This window comes from Alteromonas sp. MB-3u-76 (assembly GCF_002831605.1).
Lineage (GTDB): Bacteria > Pseudomonadota > Gammaproteobacteria > Enterobacterales > Alteromonadaceae > Alteromonas > Alteromonas hispanica.
This window is the reverse complement of record NZ_CP025115.1, coordinates 275,432-296,583: the sequence shown is the minus strand read 5'-3', so window position 1 is coordinate 296,583 and position 21,152 is coordinate 275,432. Positions and strand designations below refer to the sequence as shown.

Here is a 21,152-nt window from a genome sequence, read left to right as displayed (position 1 = left end):
GGCAGACAATGTCTTATTACATAATGGAAAACTGTCTTCGCGTGCGGCGGAGCAACCAAAAGACCCATGGCCATATCACCATAGACGCAATTACTGGCCACAAATAATCAATCTGAAAGTAAATGTCAGTGAGAATGTGCTGAACCCAAAACGTAACCAAGTGGTAAAGCGAAGATAAGAGGCCAATGATAATGGCCTGTTGCCATACGGAATAATTTCTTAAACGCTGATAGTTTGCCGCAAGAATATAAATTGAAACGCTTAAGCCAAGACTGTGAATGCCAAGTGTGGTGCCAACCAAAATATCCATTGCCACGCCGGTAATAAAAGCAACACCAACATTCACTCTGCTTGGCAGTGCCATACTCCAATACGCCAATACTACCAACACCCAGTCTGGACGGTATACATCGGCTTGAATAGGTAAGGGTACAATCTGCAATACCAGTGCAATTATGATGCTGCCCCAAATGATGAGGTTGCGTTTACGCATTTTCTGACTCTTCTTGGTCTATATCTTTTGAATCTTTATCTTCTGGCGCTTGCTCTTCAGTGGCGTCGTCTAATGTTTTTGGGTTCTGCATTTTAGGATCCTGGGTTTTGGAGTCCTGCGACTCGTCACTTTCATGCCACAAAAGCAGCAGGTGGCGCAGCCTGTCTAAACTTGCAGTTGGGGTAACAATAACTCGTGAAAAAGGACGACTTTCATCTCGAACTACCTGTTTCACCCGGGCGACGGGATAACCTTCTGGGAACACACTACCTAAGCCGGAGGAAATAAGAACATCGCCCTCTTGAATATCTACACTATGCGGCACATGCTCTACATATAACTCGTTCAAAGAGCCGCTTCCTGTTGCGATAAAGCGAATATCGTTTCGCAGCGAGCGTACGGGTATAGCATGGGTTACATCGGCTAAAAGTAAAACGCGACTGTTTGTGGAGCCCACTTCCATAATTTGACCCACAATTCCTGAGTCATCAATAACGGGTTGAGACAAATAAACACCGTCGATTGCGCCTTTATTAATGAGTACTTGCTGGCTATACGGGTTTTTATCCACCGCCATCAGTTCAGCTACCATTTTGCGCGACTCTTTTCGCACCGGAGCGTCTAACAGTAAGCGAAGCTGTTCGTTTTCTTTTGCAAGCACATCAAATTGCTGAAGTTTCTGGCTCATCAACAACAGCTGATTTGACATAGTTTGGTTTTCTTCCAGTAACCGCTCTTTGGAAGCGAGACGTTGGGCGCTCTCGCTCAATATAACGCCTGGCAAATTGGCCAGGTACTGAATAGGACTCATGAAAGAATTTAAGTAAACTCGGGTAGATTTAAACCCCTCTAGCTTGTGATCGACAAAAATCAATAGCACAGAAAGCACTAAAGCCAGAGCTAGCCGGTTATTTAATGAGGGACCGCGAGTGAATATAGTATCCATGATACAAAGAAGGCAACCTCAAGGTTGCCTTACCTGCTTACTCGTAGCTAAACAAGTCGCCGCCGTGAAGGTCAATCATGTCGAAAGCCTTACCACCGCCGCGTGCTACACATGTAAGAGGGTCATCGGCAATCACTACCGGAATACCTGTTTCTTCCATCAGCAATCTGTCGAGATCTTTAAGTAGTGCACCACCACCCGTTAACACCATACCGCGCTCAGATATATCTGACGCTAACTCTGGCGGGGATTGTTCTAGTGCTACCATTACTGCTGATACAATACCGGTTAACGGCTCTTGTAGCGCTTCGAGTATCTCGTTTGAATTAAGCGTAAATCCGCGTGGTACACCCTCTGCCAAGTTGCGTCCGCGAACTTCAATTTCGCGAACTTCTTCGCCCGGGTAAGCAGCGCCTATTTCGTGTTTAATACGCTCAGCTGTTGCCTCACCGATTAGTGAACCGAAGTTTCGACGTACATAGTTAATGATCGCTTCATCAAACTTGTCGCCACCAATGCGCACAGACGAAGAATAAACTACGCCATTGAGTGAAATGATAGCGACTTCTGTAGTACCACCACCAATATCAACAACCATTGAGCCTTGTGCTTCAGATACAGGAAGTCCTGCACCAATGGCCGCCGCCATAGGCTCATCAATTAAGTATACCTCTCGGGCGCCAGCACCTAGCGCCGACTCTTTAATTGCACGTCTTTCTACTTGTGTAGAGCCGCATGGCACACATACGAGTACTCGTGGACTAGGGCGCATAAAGTTGTTGTCGTGAACTTGTTTGATGAAATGCTGAAGCATTTTTTCGGTCACGTAGAAATCGGCAATAACGCCGTCTTTCATAGGGCGAATGGCACGAATGTTACCTGGTGTACGACCAAGCATGCGTTTCGCCTCTGCACCAACCGCGGCCACGCTTTTGGGGCCGGCAGCGCGTTCTTGTCGAATAGCGACAACAGAAGGCTCATTAAGAACTATGCCTTGGTCTTTAACGTAAATCAGCGTATTAGCTGTTCCGAGGTCGATGGACAGATCGTTAGAGAACATGCCTCGAAGCTTTTTAAACATGAAGAGTGTATTCCTGTTTTTATGTTAACGCGTATTTGCAAGGGTGAGATGGCGACGCTTTAACGTGAAGTCGATTGTTATTTCGCACACTTTAACAATGAGGGCAATTTTGGGCAAGCAATGCCTATGTTTACGGTTAAAATAACTTCATTTTTTGCAACCTCTATTTATGCAACGTACAGCAAAGGTGAGAAATGAAGGTCAAAACTTATGCAAATAACCAAATTTCTCAAAAATCACATTGTTAATATGAAATAGCAGAAGAAAGTAGAGTGTAGCAAAGATTCACCGCATCCTTTTCATCGGCATTTTACTGTAGCACTAGCAAACTCTTGGCAGAGGTGCCTGATGCCCGTGGTCTTAAAGTTTAGTGATAAATCGGCTCTTTATAACAAATAGATGCGCTTATTAACTTTATCCTAAAGTCTAGGTGGGGTTACTTCGCCAATAGCTGGAAAGTAATCAAATTCTACACCTTTACTTATACTGTATCGGCACCAAAAACTTCGGCTATCAAAATCGCCATCGTTAGTGGCAGTACCCGTTGAGTAAAACCGTGCCTTAACATTGAACCCGTCCACTCGTAGAGGGCTTCCGATTAACGACGTCCAGACTTTTGCACAGCCTTCGTCGCTTTCTTGCGCGTTGGGCCAACCGTAGTGATTCATTCTCACCGGCTTTCTATTCACTTCCTTTCCACTGTCATTATAGTGAATAAGCATGATCATGCTGGGCTTTTGTCGCACTTGCCACTGATAATGCGAAGATATGACATGACGTTCAAACTTCTCTGCATGCTCTGAAAAAGCCACGACCGTGGTATCAGAGTCCCCAGTGTAAAGGTTATTTATAAAAAAACCGATGACACCGATGAAAATCAAAACTATGAATATTTTCAGTGCGGTTGATTGTGAACTATTTTCTTTTTCTGTCATTTTTGTTGTCCAATAATCATCAAAGATGCGCAAGCTAATGATGCACACTCTTTGAGATTATCGGCCGCTTTTTCAAAAAGATAAAGCGCTGCACGACACCGTTATGCAGTTGCTCTTATATCAACAAGTTGCTTAACCGCCTTTACTTTGTATTCTATGTAATTAGACAGAGATTCTTTTTGAATATCATTCAAGCGTAAACCATGCTTAGTTCTGCGCCACAAAACGTCTTCAATTGTTAGCGCCCATTCGTGCTCTATCAAATAGTCTATTTCTGCTTCAAATAACTGGGCTCCAAAATCTTGCCCTAAATCATTCAAACCTGACGCGCCGCTTAAAAATTTATGGCAAAGCAAACCGTACTGGCGCACATAGCGCTGAATAACGCTTTCTGGTAACCACGGATAGCTGCTTTTTAACTCGGCTGACAATGACGCCTTATCAGAAAACGCACCTCCAGGGAGCGGAGCTTCCCTTGTCCATGCCTTTTTTGCTCGCGGAAAACATGACACAAGCTTGTCTACAGCATGTTCTGCCAGCTTTCTGTAAGTAGTAATTTTCCCGCCAAAGATGTTGAGTAAGACTGGCTCTCCTGCTTCACCCTTAAGCTCTACTTTATAGTCTCTTGTGAGCTCTTGTGCCGAGGCATTCTTTTCTTCTAGTAACGGTCTTACACCACTATAACTGTGCACTATATCTTCTGTGCTTATCTTGGTTTTAAAATAAGTGTTTACTACGTCTATAAGATAACGGGTTTCATCATCAGAGATAGCAGCACCTAAAGGGTCTCCTTGGAAGTCTTCATCCGTTGTACCCACTAAGCTGAAGTCGTCTTCGTAAGGAATAACAAAAACAATGCGACCATCTTTATTTTGTAAAATATAAGCTTCATCGGTGTCATAGAGTTTTGGAACAACAAAATGGCTGCCTTTTACCATGCGCATAGCATTTGGATTTTTCACATCTACCAATCTATCAAGGAATGAAACAGCCCATGGCCCCGCGGCATTGACAATAGATTTCGCCTTTACTGTAAACGTTTTACCTTCATGGTCACGTAAAGTCACCTTCCACAATGCAGCTTCTTTCTCAGCGCTTATGCACTCTGTTCTGGTGCGGATAGTAGCACCTTGGTCTTTTGCTGCTAATGCATTAAGAATAACTAAGCGCGCATCATCAACCCAGCCATCTGAATACTCAAAGCAGGTTGAAATGTCGCTAACTAATAGACTTTCACTGGAGGTTTTTACCCTTTTTGAACGAGGCAGCATATTCCGCTTGGCCAGCGAGTCGTAGAGGAATAGCCCAATTCTTATCATCCAAGCTGGACGCAAATGCTTTTGGTGAGGTAAGCGAAAACGCAATGGCCACATAATATGTGGGGCTTTTTGAAGCAATACCTCACGCTCGGCCAGTGCCTCTTTAACGAGTCGAAATTCGTAATGCTCTAAATATCTCAGACCGCCATGGATAAGCTTACTGCTAGACGATGATGTTGCACCAGCCAGATCGCCCTTCTCACACAAGGTGACAGATAACCCTCGCCCTGCCGCATCTAAAGCCACGCCAACGCCGTTAACACCGCCTCCAACAACAAGCACATCAACTACGCTGCTATCTTGCATACTTTTTTCCATTATCTGCCCCTTAGTGACACACTATTTATTTGGTTATTTGACAACCAAAAAGAACTCATGTCAACAAAAACGAACATAAACGAAAATTAAAAAACAAATTTTAAGATACAAATCGCCAACTCTAATGGCAGTTATATTTATAAATGCTAATTGACAGTATATGTGTGGCGAGCTGCCGCAGTAATATATTTAGAGGTGCAAGTTATGAATAAAAGGGGCAAGAGGGTAGCAGGCTTTGATGTGCCTAAGCTTGAACAAACTTGATATTGTTTTCTTTGATGATTTTTTTAATTGATGCAGGGGGGGGTTGGTCGCATACCAGGCAGTCTACTTGCGAAATGTGGCCCTGCTCTACCATAGCGCGCCGTTCAAACTTGCTGTAGTCGGCAGCTAAAATAACGTGTTGTGTATGCTCTAGTATGGCTTGAGAAACCTTTACCTCACGAAAATCAAAATCGAGAAGCGCGCCGTCGGCACTGATACCGCTGATACCAATGATGCCATAATCCATTCTGAACTGGCTGATAAAGTCACACGTTGCCTCGCCAATAATACCGCCATCTCTGTAGCGTACTTCACCGGCCGCAATAATTACCGAGAAATCTTCTTTTGCTGACAAGATGGTCGCCACGTGAATATTGTTCGTTACCACATGCAAATTACTGTGGTTAAGTAGCTTCGTTGCAATTAGCTCTGTTGTGGTGCCTATATTGATAAACAAAGATGCGCCGTCGGGGATCATAGCGGCCACTGCGTTAGCGATTTTCTCTTTAACATCGCTGTTTTGCGTTTTACGTTCTTGGTAAGGCGTATTTTCCCAACTTCGGTTTAAGCCAGCGCCACCATGGTAACGGCTTATAACGCCAGTATTCGCAAGCTGGTTTAAATCTCGTCGAATCGTTTGTGGAGTGACGTCACAGGTAGAAACCAGATCATCAATCGACATGAAGCCATGCTGCTTTATAAGGGCTATTATTTTTTCATGTCGTTGCGTTTGATTCATTTCTTACCTTGGTGACCATTCAGCATTGTTAGCGCTAGGTGTTAACTCAGAACAATTACGCTAACAGTATACGTGCAAATGACGCAAGTGCACACGTTCGTTCGAACATTCAAATGTTCGTTTTCGAAAATACGGCATTGTTAAATAGGTGTAAATGATGCAAACTCTATGAAAATAATATTGTAGAGGTGACAGCATGAGCCAACATATTCTTGCCATCGATCAAGGCACAACAAGTTCTAGAAGCATTATCTTTTCACCTAATGGCAAAATAGTCGCCGTTGCTCAACAAGAGTTTTCTCAGAAATACCCGAAAGACGGTTGGGTAGAACACGATCCAGAGGAAATCTGGGAAAGCGTTCTCTTTACTCTCAAAGAAGTTTTCAACAAATGTTCGTTAGCGCCCTCCGACATAGCGTCAATTGGTATCACTAACCAACGCGAAACAACGTTGGTATGGAACAAGAATACAGGTAAAACTGTCTATCCTGCAATTGTATGGCAAGACAGGAGAACAGCTCAACAATGTCGAGAACTCAGCAAAGATGAAGAGTTTGTTTCCTACATTAACACCTCTACAGGGCTTCTTCTTGACCCCTATTTTTCAGCAACAAAAGTAGCATGGATTTTAGACAATGTGGATGGCGCTAGACAGCAAGCCGAAAACGGAGAGCTGCTGTTTGGTACTGTAGATAGCTTTCTTATCTGGCGATTAACCAACGGCAAGTCGCACAAGACAGATGCCACTAATGCCTCTCGCACTATGCTTTTTGATATAAATGAGCAACAGTGGGATGAGCGTTTGCTTAAGCAGTTTAATATCCCTGCAAATATGCTGCCCACTGTGATGGATTGTGCCGATGACTACGGTGTTATTGATGCAAGTATTATAGGGTGCGCCATACCTATTGAAGGCGTAGCAGGCGACCAACAAGCAGCACTTGTAGGGCAAGCCTGTTTTGAAAAAGGCATGGCAAAAAGTACCTATGGGACTGGTTGCTTCATGATCTTGAATACAGGCAGCAAGCCACTTCAGTCTAAAAACAGATTACTGACCACTGTGGGATACAGAATTAACGGCGAAACCACCTATGCACTAGAAGGCAGCATTTTTATGGCCGGAGCCACTGTTCAGTGGTTGCGAGACGGCCTAAAACTCATCAGTGATGCGGCAGAATCAGAAGCATTAGCACAACGAGCAAGACAAGATAACGGTGTATTTTTAGTTCCTGCCTTTACTGGTTTAGGCGCTCCGTACTGGGATCCTGATGCACGTGGCGCTATCTTAGGGCTCACAAGAGACACTGGTATAAGCGAAATTGTGGCAGCCGGATTGCAATCGGTTTGTTATCAAACCAAAGACCTTCAAAAGGCAATGGAAAGCGATGGTGCAAGGCCAACAAACATCCGTGTAGATGGCGGTATGTCGCAAAATGATTGGGTTATGGGCTTTTTGTCAGACATATTAGGCGCAGAAGTAGAAAGGCCTGACGTTACTGAAACTACGGCGCTTGGTGCAGCATTTCTAGCCGGTCTTCAACACGGTATTTTTTCATCTATTGATGAGCTTACTCATTGTTGGACAAGCGATAGAGTGTTCACTCCTCGATTGTCAAAAGCAGAGCGTGATCAAGCTTACGGCGGATGGAAAGAAGCAGTAGAGCGCATTCGGTGCAACTAAAACTCCTTATTTTTCCAAATGTTAATAAGACGTTGTAATAAAATGCTCTTTTTTTATGCAAAAAAAGTTTTTATAACATTGTAATTACATTGTCTTTTTGTGCTAGTATTGAAAACAAGGTAAACGTTTCACCTTTTACCTTTTTAGAATTAGCGTATATTTTTCATAATGTTACAAAATTAAAATTAGAAAAATATAACACTCAATGTGTAAAAGTAATGTTAAAAAGCTTGAAAGGCGCACATCTAGACGTAATTTGAGTGAAAAATACGTTAAACGTAGCCTACCCACGGAGAAAACACAGTGATACATAAAAAAAGCACATCACAATACGGACCAGTTGCTAGACGCACCCTACTAGGTGTTGCCGTTGCATCTGCGCTGCACTCGCCCGTTGCATTATCGCAAGATTCTGAGACGCAAAATGTAAACGATGCACCTGTTGAAATTATTGAAGTTCGCGGCATCGTTAGCAGCTTAAAGCGCGCCATGGCCAACAAGAAAGAAAACCTTGCTGTGTCAGACGGTATTGCCGCAGAAGACCTAGGTAAATTTCCAGATTTGAATGTGGCAGAGTCGCTGCAGCGTATCACTGGTGTTTCAATCGACCGTAACGGCGGTGAGGGTCAGCAGGTTACTGTACGTGGTTTTGGTCCACAATTTAATACGGTGCTGGTAAATGGACGTCAGTTGGCAACAGACTCAGCCGGTCGTGCGTTTAACTTCGACGTTCTTGCTGCCGACCAAATTACTGGCGCAAACATTTATAAAAGTGCGGTTGCCAATTTACAGTCTGGTGGCATTGGTTCAACGATTAACATTACGACAGCGCGTCCATTTGACTATGACGGTTTTCAGGCCGTTGGCAGCGTAAAAGGAATGTATGAAAGCCTATCTGAAGAGACCGCTCCACAAGCGTCTTTCTTGGTAAGTAACACCTTTGCCGACGACAAAGTTGGTTTATTGCTAGCCGCTTCACATCAAGAACGCCAAGTTCAAATAAACCGCATTCAAACAGCCGGTTGGCGTCCAGGATTAACGCTTTCAAATCGCAACGACGGTATCATTGCTGATAACGTATACCTCCCACGCAACTGGGATCAAATTGTCGATCAGCAAGATAGAACACGCACAAACGTGTCGCTTGTTGCACAGTATGCGCCTTCAGATGACGTAACCATTACGTTAGATGGTTTTGTGTCTAAGTTTGAAGTTGACTCGCAAGTAACCGATCTTGCTTCATGGTTTGAACCTGACCGCGTGGGCTCGGCTCAAATTTCCGATAACGGTACCGCGATTCAATTCACCCAAGAAATAGACTTACACCAAGGTAGTGGCAATCCAGCTTCTGACTTCGTTTCGTCATCTCGCGGAGTACGTGATGTAACCAGTCAAGGCTTCGGCTTAAATATTGATTGGCAAATTAATGATGCATTGTCTGCAGAATTTGACGTGCAAAGTTCTTCTGCTGAAAACGATATCGCGGGTGAAGGTCGCTTTAACGTAATTGGCATTATTAACAACTACTCTTTCGATGGAACGGGCAGCACGCCAACAGTTATTCACGACGGTTTCGGCAATGGCCAACTTCCTGATATTTCACTAACTCGTTTGCACTATAACGATTTGGGTAACACTCAAGCGTCTGAAGATGATGTTGTTGAATATAAAGCAGACTTCACATACCTCTCAGACTCTGATGTTTTTCGCAGAGCGGACTTTGGTATCCTGCGCTCAGAACGTGAAAAGTACGTGTTCCAAGAATTTGCATCTCAGTGTGCTTTTTGCGGATACGGTACGCCAGCGCCTGTGGACGAGCTTAACATTCGCCCATTCACTGCCAATAACTATTTCAGTGGGTTAATTGATACGTGGTACACCTATGATGGTGATGCTTATCTAGACTACCTAGCGTCACAAGGCGCTCCGGTTATCCCAACGCTTCAACCTAACTACTACAACATTGAAGAAGATGTAACGGCGCTATATGCTCAGTTTGAGTTTGGTTACGAACTTGGTGATATGCCACTAACCATGAACTTTGGCGCACGTTATGAAGAAACAAGTGTAGCTGTATCTGCGGTACAAGCTTTTGTTTCTGATATCGTGCCCACCGCCGATTTAACGTTGTTTGCAAACCGATTTGCTCCAGCTGACGATATTACAGGTACATCCTCATACTCTAACCTGCTTCCTAGCCTAAACGTTAAGCTAGAAGTACAGGAAGATATGTTAGTGCGCTTCTCGCGCTACGACTCGCTTACTCGTCCCACCATGGCGCAAATGTCTCCAGCAACAACCTTTGGCGAACCACGTCGACAAAACTTGCAAGCGAATGGTGGTAACCCGTCGTTGCAACCATTTGAAGCAGAAAACTGGGATCTGTCGTTTGAGTGGTATTACAGCGATGACTCTGTTTTCTCGTTCGCTTTCTTTAGTAAAGACGTTCAGAACTTTATCGTGACACTGTCTGGCAATGAAACCTATTCAATGACCGACAGAAGTGCGGTAGATGGATATCGTTGTGCCGAAACGAACTGTGCTGAAGGTCTTTCACTAGACCCACAAAACCCAGACCGTGATGTTGTGGCCGATACGGAAGAATTGAACGGTGAAAGCGAAGTTTACACTGTAACTCGTCCACAAAACGGTGAAACTGCAACGGTTAACGGTTACGAAGTTGCACTTACGCACGTTTGGGACAACGGCTTTGGTATCACAGCTAATGCCACCGTTGTAAACAGTGACGCAGCGGTAAGCGGCGATACATCACAAACGTTTGCTTTACCCGGGCTTGGTGACTCTCAAAACTTAATTGTTTTCTATGAGCGTGATGCCTTCCAAGCGCGAGTGGCATTCAACAATCGTGAGTCGTTCTTATTTGCGCTAGACAACACATCTGTAGGCGGTGCAACAGGAGAACCTGTTACTACTGAAACTTACGGACAGTGGGATGTGAGTGCAAGCTACGATATCAACGAAAACTTCACTGTATTCTTTGAGGGTATTAACGTAACCGAAGAAGAATTAACGCAAGTGGGTCGTTTCCCTGACCAAATTTACTCTATCGAAGATAACGGCTCTCGTTACGCGGTAGGTATTAGAGGTTCATTCTAAAGCGTGTGTGTGTTGGCAGGGTGAGAACCCTGCCTTTTATTCACAAGCTTGTTGGAAAACGAGTAAGTTTGTGAATAAATGTAGTAAAACAATGGCAATCGTCTCCTATGAATAATTCAACTAACACATCATCAAAACAACGTATCGTTATTGTTGGCGGTGGAACGGCTGGTTGGTTAACTGCGGCCATCGTTGCTGCTAAACATAAAATAGCAAAAGGGCAATGTGGATTAGATATAACGCTGGTTGAGTCTAGCGACATCCCCACAGTAGGCGTAGGTGAAGGAACCTGGCCTACCATGCGAAATACGCTCAAAGATATCGGGCTTTCGGAAAAAGAAGTATTTAGAAAATGTTCTGCCGCGTTTAAACAAGGTGGGAAGTTTGTTAATTGGGTTAATGGAGACGGCGATTTTTATTACCACCCGTTTACTGTACCTCTGGGTTACGGCCGCGTAGAAATGGCTCCGTATATCGACAATATTTCTGAATTTGCCAACTCCACTAATTTTCAGCAGCATGTCTGCGAACAAAACATGGCACCGCGTACTCTCAATGAAGAAGAATATAGTAGTGCACAATCAAACTATGCCTATCATTTAGACGCCGGCGCATTTGCCGATATGCTGAAAACATTCTGTAAAGAAGAACTGGGCGTCACTCACAAAGTAGCCACAGTAGAACAAGTAGAAACGTCTTCAAAACAATGCATTGAGAGCATTACGCTAAACGATAATAGTATTTTAGAAGCTGATCTGTTTGTAGATTGTTCTGGTTTTCGCTCAATGCTTTTGGGCGAAGCACTAAGTGAGCCTGTAGTGTCTGCCAACGATACACTATTTAACAATTCCGCTTTAGCACTGCACGTACCCTATAACGGTGACTTCGAAATCAAACCTTATACTCAAGCCACCGCCCAAGAAGCAGGTTGGATTTGGGATATAGGGCTATCCTCTCGACGTGGCGTAGGCCATGTCTACTCTACAGACTTTACGACAGACGAACGTGCAGAAGAGTTGTTGCGCCGTTATGTAGGAGACGACAAAGGTGAGCTAACGCCTCGCGTGATACGCTTCGATTCCGGCTATAAAAAGCAGATTTGGAAGGGCAACTGTATTGGTGTGGGATTATCTGCAGGGTTTGTAGAGCCTTTAGAAGCCACAGCGCTCATGTTAATCGAGATTTCTGCTCGCTATATTGCCGAACAAATGCCAACGCCCGCTTCTGCTATGCCAATAATAAGTCAGCGCTTTAATAAGCAAATGCAGTATCGCTGGCAGCGCATTATCGATTTTTTAAAGCTCCATTACATTTTCAATCAGCGCTCTGAACCTTATTGGGTAGCGAATAGAGACGCGGCGTCTATTCCCGACTCGTTAAAAGAAGATTTGGAAATTTGGAAATACCGGGGGCCGCAAATTGCTGACTTTTCCGCAGCAATAGAGCTTTTCCCCGCCGCCAGTTATCAATATGTTCTGTATGGAATGGGGTTCTCCCCAGACTTCTCTTTGCAGTCCCACTTCTACACTCAACGGGATTTAGCCAATAAGGTTATTCAGCAAAACCAACTCATTACGCAACAAAAATTAAGCAGCTTGCCCAATCATAGAAATTACATTGAGCAGTGGTTAGCGAGCTAACGAGAATAAAAAATGCCAAATTTTCAGATTTTATCTAGTGAACAACACAGTAGTACTTACGTAGACGAAAGCCGTCTACCGACAACATTTTCCAATTTTCATCTTGTTAATGTGGAAATTAAAGAAGCCGTTCAGGCTTCCAGTGAATTCCCTCTATTTTTCAGCAAAGTAGCAAATCAGCAGCGCTGGACTATTTCTGCGCTGTGCGGCTTTGCACCAAAAGAAAATGTGTTTGAAACGCAGGGGACGTGGCTCGCTCGCTTTACTCCATTAAGCTTGCGGACCTTGCCGTTCACGCTTAATTTTGAAAAAGATCCAGAGGCACCTCAAACAGTTCTAGATATCGACTCTCCTGCGGTCTCAACAACTAAAGGAGAGGCGTTGTTTCTATCTAGTGGCCGACCAACGGCTTATTTAGATAATAAACAAAAGCTGTTAAAAGAGCGGGTTACCGCAATGCAGCAAACTGCCGCATTGCTTAATGACATTGCAGCATTAAACCTTATTCAGCCAACAGATTTGATCATTGAATACTCAGACAATACGCAACAACGCGTAGGCGGTTTGGCAATGTTAAACGAGCAGCGATTGCAAAACTTAACGTCTGAAGAACTTTCGTCTCTCCACAAAACCGGCGTACTTTCTGTTCTCTTCAATATATTGGGGTCGATTTTTCAAATTAATCGAACCATCCACCTTCACAACACTAAGTTTCCTTCTCGCTTTATCAATAATGTGAAATTCGAGACCAGCAAGCAGTAATGAAATCTAGGAGTAAGTAAATGTTTTCCAGCACTATTCAAGTGTCTGTCTTTGTTTTCGTTACCGCGCTAATTGGTTTTTTAACTTACCTTAGCTGTCGCGGCCAAAACAGAAACTCACAAAGTCAGAATCGCGAGTTCTTTCTTGCCGGCGGCGGGTTAGCTTGGTATTTCATTGCAGGCAGTATTACGCTCACAAATTTAAGTACCGACCAGCTCGTTGGTATGAATGGTAATCAAATGGCATTACTCGCTTTGTGGGAGTTTTCTGCTGTTGTGGGGTTGTTTGTTTTAGCCAAAGTATTCTTGCCCGTTTATTACAAATTCAAATGTACAACCACCACTGAGCTTTTAGAGCTTCGTTATAACGATAAACATATTCGAGCCGTAATAAGCGTTCTATTTTTTGCAGGCAGCGCACTCATTTTTTGTCCTGCGGTTATTTATTCTGGCTCATTGTTTATGCAATCCATGTTCAATGTTGAACTGCCGTTAATGTATATTGCAGTGATATTTGTTGTAGTAGGTGCGCTTTACGCCATATTTGGAGGCCTTCGCGCAGTAGCAGTTTCAGATACGTATTCCGGTGTTTTGTTACTTACTATGGCAGTAGTGGTGCTCATTCTGGCATTACAAGCCATTGATTATAACTTCGATGGCATTCCCCAAGAGCGTCTCACACTAATTGGTGATGACGACTCGCCTATTCCTTGGCACACGCTGCTAACGGGTATGATTTTCATCCAGATGTTTTACTGGGGTACCAACCAAGTTATTACACAAAGAGCCATGGCGGCGCCTTCGTTAAAAGAGGCACAAAAAGGCGTTTTTGCGGCAGCAGGAATTCGATTAGTTATTGTACCGGCAATTATTGTTATTCCCGGCATTGTTTCATACAAGCTGTTTGGCGACATCGGCGACAGTGCCTACGGTAGAATAGTTGCCACCGTGTTACCCGATTGGCTCTCCGGCGTATTCGCCGCAGCTATGGCAGCCGCAGTACTCACCACATTTAATAGTAACCTTAACTCGGCTACTGCTCTTTATGTTTGCGATATTCACGAAAGCTATGTGAATAAAACACCTAATGTGCCCAAGTTAAGCGGTTATGTGACAGTGCTTTTGTGCTTAGTCTCTCTTGCACTTATTCCTGTATATCAGCAAGCCGATAGCATTATTAACCTCGTACAAAAGCTGTACGGCCTTTTGAGTATGCCTATTCTATCAGTGTTCATTGTTGGTTTACTGTTTAGAAATGTGCATGCGTTTGCCGCTATTGGGGCGGTATTATTCGGGGTAGCGTTTTATGCATTTGTGAGTTTTGAAGCGTCACCTTTTTATGCACCGTTTGGTTTGCACTATATCCATCTTATGTTCATCACGCTCTTGGGTTGCGTTTCTTTTGCACTTATTGTGAATAAAGTCATATTTCGTCAAAAGAGTGAGTTCTCCCTCGCCATCGAAAAGCAACAGGCCTAATCAATTCAATAGCAAAGAGAATGGGTTAGCTATTCTCTTTGTGTTATTGAGCGAAAATAACCAGCAACAATGTTTTAAACATGATTAAAGCAGAGGTTTACATGTCATCTTTTTCATCATTCGTAACACTAAAGAACAATGTCGCAACGCTCATCTTTGACTGCCAAGGTCGTATGCCAAAAGCCATCTATTACGGCGCGCCATTAAGCGATTCCACAACACCTGAAATGCTCAGTATTTTAAACACCCGTCAAGAAGCCAAGTGTGCACCGGTTATCGAGCCTCCTATCAGCTTGGTGCCTACGCATGGTGAAGGATGGACCGGACAGCCAGGCCTTGAAGTGTCAGGTGATAAAGATCAATGGTCAGCAGGATTTAGTCTTGTTGATGTTATCCAAAACGACGCTTCTGTAGAGTTTATTGGTGAAGATGAGCATAGAGGTATGCGACTAATTACAACGGTGAGTTTAGACGCCAATACTACCGTAGCGTCCTTTTGCTCGCGTGTTGAGAATACGGGGCAAACAGCGCTTCACCTTGGCTATTTAAATGCTGCAAGCCTGCCGCTTCCAACCACTGTTAATAAAATTAAAACCTTTGAAGGTAGATGGTCAGCAGAGTTTCAAACTAGCGATCACGACCTCTTTTTTGGCAGTTACGTGAGAGAAAACCGCCGCGGTAAAACCTCCCACGACACCTTTCCAGGTTTAATTGCCTATCCTCAAGGCACAGGGGAATTGCAGGGTGAATGCTTCGGCTACCACCTAGGTGCATCAGCTAATCACAAGTTGCGTGCAGAGTTAATGGCTGATGGTAGAAGTTATGTGCAGTTTGGCGAGCTATTATTCCCCGGTGAAGTAGTACTTTCTAAAGGTGAAAGCTATACCACTCCCGTTTTGTACACCGGCTATGGCAATGATGGCTTTTCCTCGCTGTCACAGCAATTTCATCAATTTATACGCAGCAATATTTTACACCATAGCGCAGAATCAAAACCTCGTCCTGTGCACTACAACACATGGGAAGGCATTTATTTCGACCACGACGAAGCAACCTTAAAGGCCCTAGCTGACAAGGTGGCTCCGTTAGGGATTGAGCGTTTTGTGCTTGACGACGGCTGGTTTAATGGACGACGTCATGACAAAGCAGGCCTTGGCGACTGGTTTGTAGATGAAGAAATTTATCCAGAGGGACTGGATGGTTTAATTGACCATGTAACCGGGCTGGGAATGGAGTTTGGTATTTGGTTTGAACCTGAAATGGTGAACCCAGATAGCGACCTATATCGCAATCATCCTGAATGGGCATTACAAAGCGAAAACAACCCCCACGTACCGTTTAGAAATCAGTATGTACTCGACCTGACCAACAACGATGTTGTTGAATATCTGTTTAAGGTGATTACCGACATACTCGCCGCCTACCCTAAAATAAGCTACATCAAGTGGGATATGAACCGCGACGTTAATCACCCTGGCAACCTGCACGGCAAGCCTGCCATGCATGGCCAAATGGCCGCTCTCTATAGTCTCATCGACCGCGTTAAAGCAGCCCACCCTGGTATTGAAATAGAAAGCTGCTGCTCGGGCGGCGGACGTATCGACTTAGGCATACTTCCTCATACTGATCGCTTTTGGACTTCAGACTCAAATGACGCGTTAGACAGACTGTATATTCAGCGTGGCTGCTCGTTCTTTTTCCCATCAGAGGTAATGGGTGCCCATGTAGGCCCGCGCGACTGCCATATTACCGGTAGAAACTTACCCATCGAAATTCGTTCTGCAGTAGCGATGTTTGGTCATATGGGTATTGAAATGGACCCACGTGAACTGACAGAGCACGAAGAAAAAGTGCTTACCGATGCCATTTCACTCTACAAACGCATTAGACATCTCACGCATGGCGGCGACTTGTTCCGTATGGATGATGATGGCCTTAATGTTAAGTTTGGTTATGCGTCGAAGAATAAAGAGGAAGGTGTTTTTGCTTATAACAGTGTGCAAGAAACCCGCCGTACTACTCCTGCTCGTTTTTATTTTGCAGGGCTAGATGCTGAGAAAAAATATACCGTTGAACGAGTTTGGCCTGAAGTACTTAAAGAGTATAGCCCTTCCATTCTTCAGCAACTAGATGGCAAGGTGTTTACAGGAGAGGTGCTTATGAAGTATGGCATGCAACTACCCGTGCTTTTCCCAGAAACAGCGCTTATCTATTCAGTGAAAGCGGTTTAAAACGAAAAGAAACGAAAAGAAACTAACAGCCTGAACGTGATATTGACTGCTTTCAGGCTGTTCTTAACAAACGGCTTTAAGCCCGCTTTTTAATCTTCTTTTTTAACGCTTTCAGAATTTTTGAAAAACGTTCGCCCTCGCTCCCATTGATAAGCGCCAGCGTACTTTTCGCTTTCTCAATGTCATTGGCATTTAAGCGCAGCTCTGCGAGTCGCAGTTGGGCCCAATTTACACTTGGCAGGCCTGCTGTATCGATATTCGTTGTATTGAAGCCATCAATATACTGCTCTAATGCAGCAATGCCCGTATTGGTAAATTTGTCGCTGTTTAACGCTACTTGGCCAAGGCGGTATTTGCCGTACAGCAAATTGCTTTCGCGCTGTTCGTACTCGTGCCATTGCGCCGAATCTTTGCTTTCTACCGTTGCTACCGACATTTCCATTAGTGGCGACAGCGCTTCAAAAGCGTGGCTGTATTTTTCAGAAGATAAATAATGACTGCCGAATTCAAAGTTAGCTCGTAAGGCCGAGGCCTCATTCTGTGCAAGCGCGTCGTAAATAGCACGTGCTTGGTCTTCATTATCGTCTTTAAGATAGAAGCTAGCCAAAGCGAATTGGCCTTCTACGCTATCAATTGTGGCGATCTTTTCTGCCAACTTTTTCGCTTCATCCATATCACCACCGGCAATGGAAGGAGCAACTAAATGAAATTGCATTAGAGCGCGATAAACCGCAATTTCGTCAGGCGCAATAGCAATTGCTTGCTCTAAGCTGCTTTTGGCTTTTTTTGCATAACCCAAAGCTGAAAAGATACTGTTTGACGCCTGCGCTCCCATTACGTTGGCATGGGTATGAAAGGCACGATAATCTTTGCTGTAGCTTGCTATAAACTCTTCAGCTACTTCTTCGGCATCGTCTAAATCTGTATTCATGAGTGCTGAAATCAGCAAATTATATTGCTCTGGACTTTTTCCTTTTACGTCCTCCAGCTTATCAATAACACGCTCCCAGTCTCCTTGTCTGGCGTACATTTCAAGGTTGGTAAGCTCTGCACTTTTCTCAGACGACGTTGATACTGAGCTATCAGCTGCGAATGTTGTGCTCAATGGGGTAATTGATAGCATGGTTGTTAAAAGGGCAGCGCGTGCTAGTTGCGATGCAGGATAATTCAATTTCATAGCAATTCCTTTTGGGGAAATAATAGTGTCGAGCCACTGTCACAGCAATGGTTACTGCACACTAGGCTTAATAGATTGTGTGCTAGATATTAGGTTGATGCTTACGCTTATATCGACTCTGTTTACATTAACCTATGCTGAACAATATTCCAGCAATGAGTTGTAACAATAGTTATACCAGTCCGCGATTACGAACATTTTAAGCCTCGCTGAGTTGGGAATTATCTATGCGGACTGGTATTACCGTTTCGCAAAAGAAATAAACGAACAAGAAACGCATATCGAGTAGGGTGAGGCGTCACTGCCTCATCCCTCTTATATGGACTCCCTGAAGTAATCAACATCTTTTGAAAAATTAGTAGTAGATGCGCTCTTATATACGGGCTTTAAATGGAGAGCTACTCCTGCCCTTCGATGTATACGCACCAACAGTTCAATTCTCACACACAGTGTTTAGTCACTTGAGAGGACTGGCTGAATTCTGCTGGTTGGTCTTACCATTTATTTTCGCAATTTGTTGATTTACTAACTCTTAGGCTGCTAACAGTATCGGATTGTAATCGTCATTATTCTTTATTAGAGCAACAGCGGTTCTCACCGTTTTATTTGCTAACGCGATGGCAGCAACCTTCTTTCCCCTTCGGTCAACTAACGCCTTCAGCCACTGCTCTTTCACAGTCTTAGGCTCTCTGGATACTGCTTTATTCACTACCGACATTGCTCCCTGATAGAGCAAACTTCGCAATCTTTTATCTGCACAGTTTTTAGAAATATGTCCCAATCGCTCTTTACCGCCGGTCGAATGCTGCTTCGGTGTCAAACCTATGCATGCTGATGCATCCCGGCCTGTATTGAACTCTGTCGCATTTCCCAATCGAACGGTTAACCCCAAAGCAATCAAAGGGCCTACGCCTTCGAGTTTACTTAATTTCTGGCAAACAGGATTATGCCGCGTGTGTTCTGCTATGAGCCTGTCATAACTTTCTATTTGAGTCGTATAGAGTTGTAACATTTGTGACTGCGCAGCCAAAGCCTGACGATAATTCATCGGCAAGCCGTTTTCTGCATCTTCTAAAATGTCAGGCAGCGCAGTGACTAAATGATTTAACCCCTTTGCTATCACAATCCCGAATTCCGTCAACAGTCCTCGTATCTGGTTTGCCAACGCCGTCCTTTGCTCCAACTGCAGCATTCGCACCCGCTCCAGGGCCTGAAGACCCTGTTCATCTTCCTCCATGATGCCACAAGAGTTTATATGAGGTAATTGAGCCGCAATACCGATAGCGTAGGCGTCATTTTTATCTGTTTTTTGCTTTAATTGCAGCCCTTTTACTGCGCGAGGATGAATGATTTTTACTTGATGACCATGCCGCCTCGCTAAACGCGCCCAGTAATTCGAGCCACCACAGGCTTCCATTGCCACTAACGCTGACACATGGTTTCCCAGAAGTGCTATCAATGCTTTACGACTCATTGCTTTGTTATAATCAATTTTTCCGTCACTGTTGAACTTGCAAACCTGAAAGGAATGCTTTGCAAGGTCAATTGCAATAATTGTATTCTTAATCATGTATGGACCCCTTTGGCTAATTTGACAATTAAGACCGTACCCCTTTCAGGGAAGGGAGTCCATACATCTCACAGAACCGTACATACGGGCCTCGTATACGGCTCATGCACATAGTTATTTAGCGTAATTGCTAAACACATATCCCGTTGCAACATTCTCCAAGTTCATTAGCCCGAGTTCATCGAACCAACTGTTTGGCATCGCATAGCTTGCTAAGGGGCTGCGTGCACTGCACCAACTCGTCATGTTGATGTGGGCAAACTGACCTTTATAACCATGCTGTCTTAGCCAGCGATGGAGGCGGCTTGCCTTCTTCCATAACTTGAGTTGGATACTGCGCAAGCGCCTTCGTAGCCAGCTCGCTATTTGCTTAAATGCCCTGCTCGCATTGGCTATCTTGAAGTAGTAACTAAACCCTCTTAGCAGTGGGTTTAGTGCATTGATGACTGACTCTAGCGGTTTTCCGCCATTGCGTTTCGTCATCTGCTTTAGCTTCGCCTTAAACGCGGTGAGTTTCTTAGGTTGTATGCGGGTATGTTTCGTCCCGATTTCAACACCGAGGAACTTCACGCCATCGTCACTGTGCGTGATATGTGTTTTCTCCGTGTTTACACTTAGCTTTAGCTTTTCTTCTAAGATATGTGTGGCTTGTGCTTTGGCATTCTCTGCCGCTGTACGACTGCAACACAAGATAAGGATGTCATCAGCATAGCGCACTATTCTGTGCCCTCGCTGTTTCATTTCCTCATCGAACGCATCCAGATAGATGTTCGCTATCAGTGGACTTATTACCCCACCCTGCGGACTGCCTGTTTCTGTTTGCTGCCAATGTCCATCTACCATCACTCCACTTTGTAAGAACTGAGTAATAAGGCTCAGCACGCTGCCATCACGGACCCGTCTTTTGATGCTCTTAATGATAAGCGTATGGTCTAGCTTATCAAAGCACTTCGACAGGTCCATATCCACCACGTGTTGACGTCTATATCGACGGATAAACATCGTGGCTTTATTGATAGCATCGTGACAGCTCCGCTTCGGTCTATAACCAAAGCTTGATGGATGGAACTGCTCTTCGAAGATGGGGGTTAGGAGGTCATTTAAGCATTGCTGAACGACCCTATCCCTTACCGTTGGGATACCCAACAGACGCTCGCCGCCACCGTCTTTCGGGATAACTACCCGTCTTACCGGTTGCGCTTGATAGCGTTTGGTTTTGAGTTCGAGAAGAAGCTGCGTCAGTTCATTATCCAGATTTGAGGCAAACGTACTCAGGCTCTGCCCATCTATTCCGGCCGCGCCTTTCGCTTTGAATACCTTTTTAAATCCCTTGAACAGTCTTGCTTTATTAAGCAAGTGACCGTACAAACTATAATAAACCCGCACGCTCCTCCTCGAAGA

General features: G+C 44.4%; 15 protein-coding genes. 6 read left to right on the top strand and 9 right to left on the bottom strand.

Translation table 11 applies throughout. From position 1 onward, the window contains the following. Positions 1 to 16 precede the first annotated feature (16 nt). The 6 genes from mreD to CW735_RS01250 form a co-directional block, all read right to left on the bottom strand. Complete coding sequence (gene mreD / locus CW735_RS01275) at positions 17 to 493, bottom strand: rod shape-determining protein MreD (RefSeq protein WP_071978327.1); 477 nt, start codon at positions 491 to 493, stop codon at positions 17 to 19. Further along, positions 486 to 1,439, bottom strand: coding sequence for a rod shape-determining protein MreC (gene mreC / locus CW735_RS01270; RefSeq protein WP_100970754.1), 954 nt, complete (start codon positions 1,437 to 1,439; stop codon positions 486 to 488). The genes mreD and mreC overlap by 8 nt, the downstream gene beginning before the upstream one ends. 37 nt (positions 1,440 to 1,476) lie before the next feature. Next, entirely contained in the window at positions 1,477 to 2,520 is a 1,044-nt protein-coding gene (locus tag CW735_RS01265) for a rod shape-determining protein (protein WP_032094811.1), read from the bottom strand. Positions 2,521 to 2,939: 419 nt separating this feature from the next. After that, entirely contained in the window at positions 2,940 to 3,455 is a 516-nt protein-coding gene (locus CW735_RS01260; protein ID WP_100973144.1) for a hypothetical protein, read from the bottom strand. Between the two features lie 101 nt (positions 3,456 to 3,556). Continuing rightward, positions 3,557 to 5,092: a glycerol-3-phosphate dehydrogenase gene (gene glpD / locus CW735_RS01255; RefSeq protein WP_100970753.1), complete on the bottom strand. Its 1,536-nt coding sequence runs from the start codon at positions 5,090 to 5,092 to the stop codon at positions 3,557 to 3,559. Between the two features lie 244 nt (positions 5,093 to 5,336). Next, entirely contained in the window at positions 5,337 to 6,095 is a 759-nt protein-coding gene (locus CW735_RS01250) for a DeoR/GlpR family transcriptional regulator (protein WP_071978323.1), read from the bottom strand. A gap of 196 nt (positions 6,096 to 6,291) precedes the next feature. Between CW735_RS01250 and glpK the strand changes: the two genes are divergently transcribed. The 6 genes from glpK to CW735_RS01220 all read left to right on the top strand — a co-directional run bounded on the left by glpK (position 6,292) and on the right by CW735_RS01220 (position 17,004). Next, complete coding sequence (gene glpK / locus CW735_RS01245) at positions 6,292 to 7,776, top strand: glycerol kinase GlpK (RefSeq protein WP_071978322.1); 1,485 nt, start codon at positions 6,292 to 6,294, stop codon at positions 7,774 to 7,776. A gap of 303 nt (positions 7,777 to 8,079) precedes the next feature. Beyond that, positions 8,080 to 10,893, top strand: coding sequence for a TonB-dependent receptor (locus CW735_RS01240; RefSeq protein ID WP_442855894.1), 2,814 nt, complete (start codon positions 8,080 to 8,082; stop codon positions 10,891 to 10,893). Between the two features lie 107 nt (positions 10,894 to 11,000). Further along, positions 11,001 to 12,533, top strand: a complete 1,533-nt coding sequence (locus CW735_RS01235) for a tryptophan halogenase family protein (RefSeq protein WP_100970752.1) — start codon at positions 11,001 to 11,003, stop codon at positions 12,531 to 12,533. 12 nt (positions 12,534 to 12,545) lie between these two features. Then, the gene (locus tag CW735_RS01230; RefSeq protein WP_071978320.1) at positions 12,546 to 13,295 is read left to right on the top strand and encodes a SapC family protein; all 750 of its coding nucleotides are present in this window, start codon (positions 12,546 to 12,548) and stop codon (positions 13,293 to 13,295) included. 20 nt (positions 13,296 to 13,315) lie between these two features. Further along, positions 13,316 to 14,773, top strand: a complete 1,458-nt coding sequence (locus tag CW735_RS01225) for an SLC5 family protein (protein WP_100970751.1) — start codon at positions 13,316 to 13,318, stop codon at positions 14,771 to 14,773. A 101-nt stretch (positions 14,774 to 14,874) separates the two neighbouring features. Continuing rightward, positions 14,875 to 17,004 carry an alpha-galactosidase gene (locus tag CW735_RS01220; protein ID WP_100970750.1) on the top strand — a complete coding sequence of 710 codons (2,130 nt, stop codon included), beginning with the start codon at positions 14,875 to 14,877 and terminating at the stop codon, positions 17,002 to 17,004. A gap of 76 nt (positions 17,005 to 17,080) precedes the next feature. Here the strand turns inward: CW735_RS01220 and CW735_RS01215 are convergent, their stop codons facing one another. The 3 genes from CW735_RS01215 to ltrA all read right to left on the bottom strand — a co-directional run bounded on the left by CW735_RS01215 (position 17,081) and on the right by ltrA (position 21,137). Beyond that, on the bottom strand, positions 17,081 to 18,181 hold the full coding sequence (locus CW735_RS01215) for a tetratricopeptide repeat protein (protein ID WP_071978317.1): 1,101 nt from the start codon (positions 18,179 to 18,181) through the stop codon (positions 17,081 to 17,083). A 532-nt stretch (positions 18,182 to 18,713) separates the two neighbouring features. Continuing rightward, the gene (locus CW735_RS01210) at positions 18,714 to 19,751 is read right to left on the bottom strand and encodes an IS110 family transposase (protein ID WP_100970721.1); all 1,038 of its coding nucleotides are present in this window, start codon (positions 19,749 to 19,751) and stop codon (positions 18,714 to 18,716) included. 114 nt (positions 19,752 to 19,865) lie between these two features. Continuing rightward, positions 19,866 to 21,137, bottom strand: coding sequence for a group II intron reverse transcriptase/maturase (gene ltrA, locus CW735_RS01205; protein WP_100970749.1), 1,272 nt, complete (start codon positions 21,135 to 21,137; stop codon positions 19,866 to 19,868). Between the last annotated feature and the right edge of the window lie 15 nt (positions 21,138 to 21,152).